Genomic DNA, 10,306 nt, shown 5'->3' on the forward strand with positions numbered 1-10,306 from the left:
CGATAGCAACGTTGTTCATGGCAATGATCTCCGATTAGCCCCCTGTGAAAGCTTAGTGAGCGATCACAGGGGGTGCGGCGGGGGTAGCCATTTCATTAGTGATTTGGGCAGTTCGCAGACCGCTGAACCTGTAGGAGCGAGCATGCTCGCGATGGCGGTGTGTCAGGCAACATCGATGTTGAATGTGCCGGCCTCATCGCGAGCTTGCTGCTCCTACAGTGATTTGGGCAGTTCGCAGATGTTGCGTACGGCCACTGAACCTGTAGGAGCGAGCTTGCTCGCGATGGCAATGTTGAATGTTCTGCCGCTTTCGCGAGCAGGCTCGCTTCCACAGGGACTTGCGTATACCCACAGGTCTCAGGCTTGTAGCTTGAGGCCCGAAACTGGCAACGGATCCTCCGTCAACTCCCGTATAAACAGCCCCAGCAATTCCGACTGGCTGCCAATCCCCAGCTTGGCGTAGATGTTCTTGCGGTGAATCTTCACCGTGCCGGCGCTGATGTTGAGTTGTTCGGCCACCGAGGCACTGGAGTGGCCGCGCAGCAGCAGTTGAACGATTTCCTGCTCGCGGCCGGTGAGGATGTGCGCGCCGAAGTGGTCGAAGGCTTCGCGGATCTTGAAGTCCAGGTCCTGCGCCGGTCGCGGTTGCTGGGCCTGACGCAAGCGCCAGGCTTCGTTGATGACCTGTTCGACCACGGCTTGCGCGCATTCGACCAACTGCATTTCGTCCCGGCTGAAGGCGCAACTGGCACTGGAGCGCATCAGCGACAACACTGCCGTGGCACCGTTGCCGAGGTCGACAAAGAACGCCACTTCCTCGGCTAGGCCGGTTTGCTGGTAATAGGTCAGGAAATATTCACCAAGGTAGAAATGGTCGGGGGCGAACTGGCGCAGGCGCCACAATCCCGGTGCCTGCCCGCGTGTACAAGCCAGGTAGAACGGATCGAGCAGGTAAGGCCCGCACTGATAGTCGTCGACATATACCGCACGCTTGTCCGCCGAAAACGTATCGAACAACGCCAATGGCCGGTGATTGCCTTCGTAGACAAACAACACGAAATGATCGACCGGGCAGATTTGCCGGATCCAGTGGCTCAGCCCCGACAGTCGCGCATGCCCGGCAGGCAGGTCGAGCAGGTGGGCGACTCCGGTGGTCCAGACTTTCAGTTCCTTGGGACGCATGGCGGCTACAGGCAGCAGAAGATGGCCTTTGGATGCACAAAGTACGCCATGGCGGTTTTGCCCGTGTGGCGCGGGGTGGCGGGCGGCAAGGCGTTCAAAAGACGCACCGCACTGGGGCCGGGGTGTTACCGAGTGCTACAGGGCTGGTAGCAAAAGTGATCGGGTGGATGTCATGGGACGGTTGTCTTGCCTCCAGTCTTGCGTCAGCCGCAGCATGGGGTGCGACGAGCAGTGTTAAGGTGTTGCTCCTGGCCCCGGTGGCCGATACACAACAATGATCATGGACAGGGGGCACCGCCAGCCTATGCAGCCGATTTCTACCCGACAACACTGGATTTCAACTCCGCACGGTCAACTGTATGCGCAGTGCTGGAGCCCGCTCGAAGTGCATGGCGCGCCCATTGTGCTGCTGCACGATTCGTTGGGTTGCGTGGCCTTGTGGCGCGATTTTCCCGAACGCCTGGCCCAGGCAAGCGGGCGCCGGGTCATCGCCTATGACCGGCTCGGCTTCGGGCGTTCAGCGGCCCACCCAGGCACACTGGCGCCCGGGTTTGTCGAGGACGAAGCCACAGGCGGTTTTCAGGCCCTGTGCGAGCAACTCGACCTGAGTGAATTCGTGGTGCTGGGTCACAGCGTGGGCGGCGGCATGGCCGTCGCCTGTGCCGCGGCGCATGCCCAGGCTTGCCAGGGGCTGATTACCGAGTCTGCACAGGCGTTTGTCGATGTGCTGACACTGGAGGCGATTCGTGTGGCTGATCGGCAGTTCGCCGAGCCTGGCCAGTTGCAGCGCCTGCAGAAGTACCACGGTGATAAAGCCCGTTGGGTCTTGCGGGCGTGGGTGGACACCTGGCTGTCCGAGGCTTTCAGCCAATGGAATCTGGATGCCCGGCTGCCGCAGGTTCAGTGCCCGATGCTGGTCTTGCACGGTGATCAGGACGAGTACGGTTCGTTGCATCACCCCCGGCACTTTGCCGAACGAGCGCGCGGCAAGGTGAACCTGCATGTTTTCGAGAACTGCGGACATGTGCCTCACCGTGAGCACCCGGAGGCGGTGCTCGCCGTGATCGGTGCGTTTCTGGCGGGGTAGCCGCTGGCGCGCCCTTTCAGGAGAACACCCTTCTGGCAGTCACGCCCGCGACGGGCGTTGCCCAGTCGACGGCAACAACAGGGTCAGAATTCCCAGCAGCGGCAGGAAGGAGCACAGCGTGTACACGTACTCGATGCCATGGATATCCGCCAGATGCCCCAGCAGCGCGGCACCGATCCCGCCGAAACCGAACATCAGGCCGAAGAATACCCCGGCGATCATGCCCACGTTGCCGGGCACCAGCTCCTGGGCGAAGACCACGATGGCCGAGAAGGCCGAGGCGAGGATGAAGCCGATGATCATGCTCAGCACGCCCGTCCAGAACAGGTCGACGTAAGGCAGGGCGAGGGTGAAGGGCGCCGCACCAAGGATCGAGAACCAGATCACTCGCTTGCGGCCGATCCGGTCGCCGATCGGGCCACCAAAGAAGGTGCCCGCCGCGACAGCGCCGAGGAACAGGAACAGGTACAGCTGCGAACTGGCCACCGACAGGTCGAATTTCTCGATCAGGTAGAAGGTGAAGTAACTGGTGAAGCTGGCCATGTAGAAGTATTTGGAAAATACCAGCAGCGCCAGCACCACCAGGGCGAAGGTCACCCGCCGCTTCGACAGGCCGTGGGTGGCCTTGCTGCCTGGCTTGAGCTTGAACAGGTTCAGGTGATGGCGGTACCAGCGGCTCAGGCCGTATTGCACGAAGATCGCAAACACCGCGAACAGGCCGAACCAGGCGACGTTGCCCTGGCCATAGGGAATGATGATCGCGGCGGCCAGCAATGGACCGAAGGCGCTACCGGCGTTGCCGCCGACCTGAAAGGTCGACTGCGCCAGGCCATAGCGACCGCCCGAAGCCAGGCGCGCCACCCGCGAGGTCTCCGGGTGAAAGGTCGACGAACCGATGCCCACCAGCGCCGAGGCCAGGAGAATGGCCGGGAAGCTGCCGACCATCGACAGCATCAGAATACCGATCAGGGTGCAGACCATGCCGGCCGGCAGCAGCCACGGCTTGGGATGACGGTCGGTGTAGAAGCCGATCCAGGGTTGCAGCAGCGAGGCGGTGAGCTGGAAGGTCAGGGTGATCAGGCCGACCTGGGTGAAGCTCAGGCCATAGGTGGTCTTGAGCATCGGGTAGATCGACGGCAGCACGGCCTGGATCAAGTCGTTGATCAGGTGCGCCAGGGCACAAGCACCGATGACACGCATGACCAGCGGGCTGGCCTGGCCGGCAACCGAGGCGGTGGGCGAGGGTGAGCGGAGGGTAGTGGTCGACATAGGCGAGTTTCCGGATAAAAACGCGTACTGCGAACGCAAGGCGCAGCCAATTTCAGGGTTCGGCGTTATCCTAGGGGCCTCAAGGTCGCCCGTCTCGCGCAGCTCGGGCGTCGACTATCGCAAAAAGGGCGACATGATCAAGCCATTGCAGACATTTCTGGCGGAGATCGACCAAGGCGGCTGGAGCGTGCGCAGCAGTGCGACCGACTACCCGGAAAACTGGTTCATCGCACCGCACTCCCATGAAAAGCATCAACTGATCTACGCCATCGAAGGCGTGATGGTGGTGCATGCCGCCACCAGTCAGTGGACGGTACCACCGAGCCGTGGCATCTGGATGCCCAGTGGCGAGGTGCATTCGATTCGCTGTGTGGGGCCGATCAAGATGCGCAGCGTGTTTGTGCACCCTGACGCGAGCCCGGACCTGCCAACCGAAACCCGCGCGGTGAGTGTGTCCGCGTTGCTGAGTGAGCTGATCAAGGTCTCGGTGGATTTCGATTTCAATTGCCATCCGGACTCGCGGGAAGCCCGGGTGCTGCGGCTGATGCTGGATGAACTGACGATACTACCCACATTGCCCTTGAACCTGCCGCAGCCGACCGATCAACGTATCAAGCAGATCTGCACGGCGTTACAGCGTGATCCAGGGGATGGCTCGACATTGTCGGACTGGAGCGCGCGGTTGAGCCTCGACGCCAAAACCATCCAGCGCAGGTTTCGCAAGGAAACCGGCATGACCTTCGGCCAATGGCGCCAGCAAGCGCGATTGCTGCTGGCGCTGGAACGCATCGCCGTCGGCGGGAAGATCATCGATATCGCCGGGGAGCTGGGATACGACAGCCCGAGCGCGTTCACCACCATGTTCAAGAAACAGTTCGGCAAGACGCCGAGTGATTTTTTCAAGTGATGGAAAGGGTGTGCTCTTGAGCAAGAGAACACCCTGCGGTCACCGATTCGCTTTCAAACAAAAATCCGCAACAGTATCGTCGCCAGAATCACCGTCGCAGCCCCGCCAATGCGCGTGGAGATCTGCGCGAACGGCATCAGAGACATGCGGTTGGACGCCGACAGGATCGCCACATCCCCGGTGCCGCCCAGGCCGCTGTGGCAGCAGGTCACGATGGCCGATTCGATGGGGTACATCTTCATCAGGTTGCCGATGAAAAAACCGGCCACGGTCATCGCCACCACCACCGCGACGCAGACCAGCACATAGCCGACCGAGAACACCTTCACCACGCTGTCCAGCGGTACGTAGAGCATGCCCAGGCCAATCATCACCGGCCAGATGAAGGCGGCGGACACCAGCTTGTAGAAAGTGTTTGCGCCTTTCTCCAGTCTTTCCGGCAGCAGGCGAACGTACTTGAACAGCACCGCCGCGAGAATCATCATCACCGGGCCGGGAATGCCCGCGACTTTTTCCAGCAGGCCGCCAAGGACGAAGAACGCGCAGATCACCAGCACCCCGGCGCCCATGACGCGGAAGTCGACAAGGGAACCGTTGTCTTCCTTGACCTTGAATTTATCGTTCTCGTCCCTGGCGCGGATCAGCGAACCTTCGCCATTGATGGTCGGGCGTTTCAGCGCCAGGCGAGCGAGAAAACCGGCGCAGATGATCGCCACGATGTTGCCGACCACCGCGGCCGGCGCCAGTTGCGCCACGTAGATATCCGGCGTGCCGCCAAGGATCGTCGAGTACGCCAGCGACAGCGGCAGAATCCCTTCGCCGATCCCGCCGCCGATGATCGGCACGATGATGAAAAAGAACGTGTGGTGGAAGCTGTAGCCGACCAGTTTGCCAACCATCAAGCCGCTGACGACGGCCGCCAGGGTGCCGACCAGCAGGGGGATGAACATCCTGATCATGCCTTGAACCAGGATGAAGCGGCTCATGCCCAGAATGCTGCCGACCACAAGACTGGCGATCACGAAGTACAAAAAGTTGGCTTCCTTCATCAGCATTCTGGTCGCGTCGATCGTCGCCGGCCCGAAGAAGCCGTAGAACACCAGGATCGACGGCAGCATCAGGCACAGGATGGCGCCGCCACCGATTTCCTTGAGGATCGGCAGGCGCGAGCCCAGTTGGCCGAAGAACACGCCCATGGTCATGATCACGGCGAGGCCGCCGATCATGTTCTTGGGCAGGAAACCCAGGTGGGCGGAGAGAAAAACGATCAGGGCAATGCCAAGGAATATCGGCAGCGGGATGACACCGATTTCGTAGGCGCACAGGCTGCGCAGGCGTTGCACGAAACCGCCGTCGGCGGCGTTCAGAGTTTGCTCATAAGGTTTGTTCATGTCGCGCTTTCCTCATGTTGTTTTTATCGAGGATTCAGAAACCACGGTTGGCCGGGGATGGATTGCCACTCGGTAGATCGATGGTATCCTTCGCAAATATCGCAATAAACAGCGAAAGCATGAGGCTTATGAACACGAATCGTGATCAATTTCCGTTGCCTGAAGACCTCAAGGTGTTCCTCACCGTCGTGCGCAAAAACGGTTTCGCCAGCGCCGCCGAGGAACTGGGGTATTCGCCGGCTTACATCAGCAAGCGCATTTCCGTGCTGGAAACCACGCTCTCCACGCGCCTGCTGCACCGCACCACTCGACGCATCGCGCTGACGGACGACGGCGAGCGGGTGCGGGTATGGGCGGAGAAGTTGCTCGGTGACTTCGATGACTTCGTCGGTGAAATAGCCCAGGCGCGGCAACAGCCGATGGGCTCGCTGCACATCTGCAGCAGCTTCGGTTTTGGCCGCAATCATGTGGCGCCGGCGATCTGCGAGCTGTCGCAAACCTACCCCAGGCTTGAGCTGCGCCTGGACGTGTTCGATCGTGTGGTCGACATCGTCGGTGAGGGCTTTGACCTGGAAATTCGCGTGGGAGATGACCTGCCGAGCCAGCACCTGGGGCGAAAACTGGTGAGCAACCGGCGGGTGCTGTGTGCCACGCCCGAGTACCTGGAGCGGCGAGGTGTGCCGCAATCGCTGGCGGATTTGAAAGACCACGATTGCCTGGTGCTCAAGGAGCGCAACAACGCGTTCGGCGTTTGGAGCCTGACGAAGGACGGACAGGAAGAATCGGTGCGTGTCAGCGGACCGCTATCGTCCAACAACGGTGAGATCGTGTTGCAGTGGGCCTTGAGTGGCGGCGGGATCCTGTTGCGCTCGATGTGGGACGTGAAGCCGATGCTGGAGCAGGGGCGGTTGGTGCAAGTGCTGCATGAGTACACCCAGAGCGCCAACGTGTGGGCCGTGTACCCGACGCGGCTGAGCCAGTCGGCCAAATTGCGGGTCTGCGTCGAGTTTCTGGAACAGTATTTCCGGCATCTGTCGGTTGAATGAACCACCGACGATCCTGTAGGAGCGAGCATGCTCGCGATGGTCGTCAACGATACCGCGTGTTTACTGGTTAAACGCGGCGCCCTTGAGTCCATCGCGAGCGTGCTCGCTCCTACAGAATCCTTGTCAGCCCAACCAGGGATTTTCCGCCAGGTGCCGCGCTTCGAACTGGCGAATCTGCTCCGCACGTTGCAGCGTGGTGCCAATGGCATCCAGCCCCAGCAGCAACGATTGCTTGCGCAACTGATCGATTTCGAACGCAATCACATTGCCGTCCGCCAGTTCGATGGTTTGCTCCGGCAGGTTGACGCTGATTCGCGCCGTGGCCGGGTCGCTGACCGCTGCGGCAACCTGCTTGAGTCGATCCTCGGTCAGCTGAATCGCCAGTACTCCATTGCGCTGGCAGTTGTCGTAGAAAATGCCGGCGAAGCGGGTGCCGATCAGTGCGCGGATACCCACTTGCTTCAGGCCCCAGACCGCATGTTCACGGCTGGATCCGCAACCGAAGTTAGGCCCCACAACCAGAAAGGCGGCGTCGGTCCAGGCCGGTTGGTTAAGGATGAAGTCAGGATTGGCGGCGCCGGATGGCAGGAACCTCAGGTCAAAGAACAACCCCTTGTCCAGGCCCTTGCGATCAATGCCTTTGAGGAACTGCTTGGGCATGATCACGTCGGTGTCGATGTTGGCGGCCAGAAGCGGCGCGGCACTGCCGCTGACGATAGCGAAAGGTTGCATGGTTCAAGCCTCCAGCGCGAACGTGCGCACGTCGGTCAAGTGCCCGGTAATCGCTGCGGCGGCGACCATGGCCGGGCTCATCAAGTGGGTGCGCGCGCCGGCGCCCTGGCGTCCTTCAAAATTGCGGTTGGTGCTTGAAGCGCAGCGATCGCCGGGGGCGAGCACATCATCGTTCATGGCCAGGCACATCGAGCAACCGGACTGGCGCCATTCAAAACCGGCATCCAGGAAAATCTGCGCCAGGCCTTCGTCTTCGGCCTGGTCACGTACCAGGGTCGAGCCAGGAACGATCATGGCCCGCACGTGGGCCGCCACCCGCTTGCCGCGCACGACACGGGCGACATCGCGCAGGTCTTCGATGCGTGCGTTGGTGCAAGAGCCGATGAAGGCATGGCTGATCACCACGTCGCTCAGCGGCATGCCCGGTTCCAGGCCCATGTAGTTCAGGGCGCGTTGCATGCCCTGACGCAGTATCGGGTCCGGCTGCGCGGCGGGGTCCGGTACGTGAGCGCCCACCGGTGCGGCCTGATCGGGGCTGGTGCCCCAGGTGACCATGGGTTCCAGGGTGCCGACATCCAGGCTGACTTCACGATCGAACACCGCACCGGCGTCGCTGCGCAGGCCTCGCCATTTCGCGACGGCCTGTTCCCACAGTTGGCCTCGAGGGGCGCGGGGCTTGCGCTGCAGGTAGGCAAAGACCTTGTCGTCGGGGGCCATGAACGCACCCCGGGCGCCGGCTTCGACGGCCATGTTGCAGATGGTCATGCGCGCTTCGACGCTGAGGTCGTCGATGGCCGGGCCGGTGAATTCGATGGCGTAGCCGGTGGCGCCGGAAGCACCGATGTTTTCGATCAGGGCCATGATGATGTCCTTGGACGTCACGCCGGGGCCGAGCACGCCATTGACCGTTACGCGCATCGTCTTCAGGCACTTGTAGACCAGGGTTTGCGAGGCCAGCAGGTGTTCGATTTCCGAGGTGCCGATGCCGAAACCGAAGGCACCCAGGGCGCCGTAGGTGGTGGTGTGGCTGTCGCCGGCGGCAACGACCATGCCGGGCAGGATAAAGCCTTGCTCGGGGGCCACGACGTGCTCGATGCCCTGGCGCTTGTCCAGCACGTCGAACAGTTCGATGCCGAAGTCACGGCAGTTTTCTTCGAAGTAAGACACCTGAAGGGCGCCGCCGGCATCCGGCATCGCAGCAACGCGTGCCGGTGCCGTGGGGTTGACGTGGTCGACGACCGCCAGCGTCGCACCCGCACGCCATGCCTTGCGACCCGCATCGCGCAAGCCGCTGAAGGCTTGCGGGCTGGTGTATTCGTTGGCGACCTGGCGGTCGATGTACAACAGCACATGACCCTGATCGTCGAGGGCGCAAACGGTGTGACTGTCGATGTGTTTCTGGTAGAGCGTTCTGGGGCTGTGCATGGAGTGGGCTCTTGTTGTCAGGCGAGATCACGGAAACATGCCCACAGCATATTCGTCGCGAATCCTGCATCAAGCGCCATTGGGTGAAGGCATTGAACACGTTTTGTGAATTACACGGCGCTGTCCTGCGTAAAGAAACTACCTAGGACACTGCGGCAAATACCGTCACCGATGGGGTTCGTCTCAATATCCCGCCGGCAGGGGCTGGCATAGGCTGTGGGCTTTGAAAGCCGTTTGCCGGAGTCGCCATGGGTTTTTTTGAACTGATCACTTTTACCGTGCGCGTGCGCACTGTCGCGGACGCCCTGGCGCGCATCGAGACTGCGCTGAATGATCCGCAAGTCGGCGGCACATTGATGGGCTGCTGGGCCTCGGAGATCGGCCAGTTGAACCAGATTGCCGTGCTGCGCGGCTATGGGGACGAAAGCTTGCGACAAGCCGAGCGCGAGCGTTTCCTGCTGGGGGGCGAGGTCTTCGGTATCGGCGAATTCATCAGCGATCTGCGCATCGAAAACTACACGCTGTTTCCCTTCCTCGAACCCTTGAGCGCCGGCCAGCATGGTCCGTTCTATGAGTTGCGCGTCTACGACCTGGTCAGCAGTGGGTTGCAGCCGACCCTCGACGGCTGGAGCAAAGCCATCGAGGCGCGGACCGCCGAGCAGTATTCGCCGGTGTACGCGGCGTTTTACGCCACCGACGGTGCGCTGCCGCGCTATCTGCACATCTGGCCGTGGGCCAGCCTTGAGCAGCGCTTGCAGGTGCGCACCCAGGCGGTCGCCGACGGCGTCTGGCCGCCGGAAAACTCCGGCCCGCAACTGCGCGACATGCGCTCGACAATCTACCTACCCGCGAAGTTCTCGCCCTTGCAGTGACACCCAAGAGAATAAGGTCGACTGTAGGAGCGAGCACGCTCGCGATGGTCGTTAACGATAACGCGTGCTTACTGGCCAGACGCGGCGTTCTTGAGTCCATCGCGAGCATGCTCGCTCCTACAGGGGGACGCGTAGCGGCTCACGGCTATGGCGACGTGTGTCTCCCGCGTTCGCCTGGTGCTGTTCAGCCAAGAAAACAGTGTCGACTGTAGGAGCGAGCACGCTCGCGATGGTCGTTAACGATAACGCGGGCTTACTGGCCAGACGCGGCGTTCTTGAGTCCATCGCGAGCATGCTGTTCTGGTCAAGTTTTTCCGGACACCGATTACGGTGATCAAGCCGCCTGCTGCTCCATGGCTATTGGCGACAGGTAGTTGTTGTAGCTGTGGAGCCTG

9 protein-coding genes are annotated in these 10,306 nt (G+C 61.5%); 4 read left to right on the top strand and 5 right to left on the bottom strand.

From position 1 onward, the window contains the following. Window positions 1–357: 357 nt before the first annotated feature. The gene (locus CAG47_RS27440) at window positions 358–1,182 is read right to left on the bottom strand and encodes a response regulator transcription factor (RefSeq protein WP_085729419.1); all 825 of its coding nucleotides are present in this window, start codon (window positions 1,180–1,182) and stop codon (window positions 358–360) included. A 304-nt stretch (window positions 1,183–1,486) separates the two neighbouring features. Here CAG47_RS27440 and CAG47_RS27445 point away from each other — a divergent pair, with 304 nt between their 5' ends. Continuing rightward, window positions 1,487–2,269 carry an alpha/beta fold hydrolase gene (locus CAG47_RS27445; protein ID WP_085729420.1) on the top strand — a complete coding sequence of 261 codons (783 nt, stop codon included), beginning with the start codon at window positions 1,487–1,489 and terminating at the stop codon, window positions 2,267–2,269. A 39-nt stretch (window positions 2,270–2,308) separates the two neighbouring features. On the opposite strand, the gene CAG47_RS27450 is transcribed toward CAG47_RS27445, so the two are convergent. Next, window positions 2,309–3,538 carry an MFS transporter gene (locus tag CAG47_RS27450; protein WP_085729421.1) on the bottom strand — a complete coding sequence of 410 codons (1,230 nt, stop codon included), beginning with the start codon at window positions 3,536–3,538 and terminating at the stop codon, window positions 2,309–2,311. A 133-nt stretch (window positions 3,539–3,671) separates the two neighbouring features. Here CAG47_RS27450 and CAG47_RS27455 point away from each other — a divergent pair, with 133 nt between their 5' ends. Beyond that, a complete protein-coding gene (locus tag CAG47_RS27455; RefSeq protein WP_085729422.1) occupies window positions 3,672–4,445 on the top strand; it encodes a helix-turn-helix domain-containing protein in 774 nt (257 codons plus the stop codon). Between the two features lie 53 nt (window positions 4,446–4,498). Here the strand turns inward: CAG47_RS27455 and CAG47_RS27460 are convergent, their stop codons facing one another. Continuing rightward, entirely contained in the window at window positions 4,499–5,836 is a 1,338-nt protein-coding gene (locus CAG47_RS27460; protein ID WP_085729423.1) for a 2-hydroxycarboxylate transporter family protein, read from the bottom strand. Between the two features lie 128 nt (window positions 5,837–5,964). Here CAG47_RS27460 and CAG47_RS27465 point away from each other — a divergent pair, with 128 nt between their 5' ends. Further along, window positions 5,965–6,882, top strand: a complete 918-nt coding sequence (locus CAG47_RS27465; protein ID WP_085729424.1) for a LysR substrate-binding domain-containing protein — start codon at window positions 5,965–5,967, stop codon at window positions 6,880–6,882. 123 nt (window positions 6,883–7,005) lie between these two features. Here CAG47_RS27465 and leuD read toward each other — a convergent pair whose 3' ends face one another. Together leuD and leuC are read right to left on the bottom strand one after the other, a co-directional pair. Then, complete coding sequence (gene leuD, locus CAG47_RS27470) at window positions 7,006–7,614, bottom strand: 3-isopropylmalate dehydratase small subunit (RefSeq protein ID WP_085729425.1); 609 nt, start codon at window positions 7,612–7,614, stop codon at window positions 7,006–7,008. A gap of 3 nt (window positions 7,615–7,617) precedes the next feature. Further along, complete coding sequence (gene leuC, locus CAG47_RS27475) at window positions 7,618–9,039, bottom strand: 3-isopropylmalate dehydratase large subunit (RefSeq protein ID WP_085729426.1); 1,422 nt, start codon at window positions 9,037–9,039, stop codon at window positions 7,618–7,620. A gap of 248 nt (window positions 9,040–9,287) precedes the next feature. Between leuC and CAG47_RS27480 the strand changes: the two genes are divergently transcribed. Next, window positions 9,288–9,911 (top strand): NIPSNAP family protein, encoded by a 624-nt coding sequence (locus CAG47_RS27480; RefSeq protein WP_085729427.1) that lies wholly within the window; start codon window positions 9,288–9,290, stop codon window positions 9,909–9,911. Window positions 9,912–10,306: the final 395 nt, after the last annotated feature.

The organism is Pseudomonas sp. R37(2017) (assembly GCF_002113375.1).
In the GTDB taxonomy this organism is placed as follows: Bacteria; Pseudomonadota; Gammaproteobacteria; order Pseudomonadales; family Pseudomonadaceae; genus Aquipseudomonas.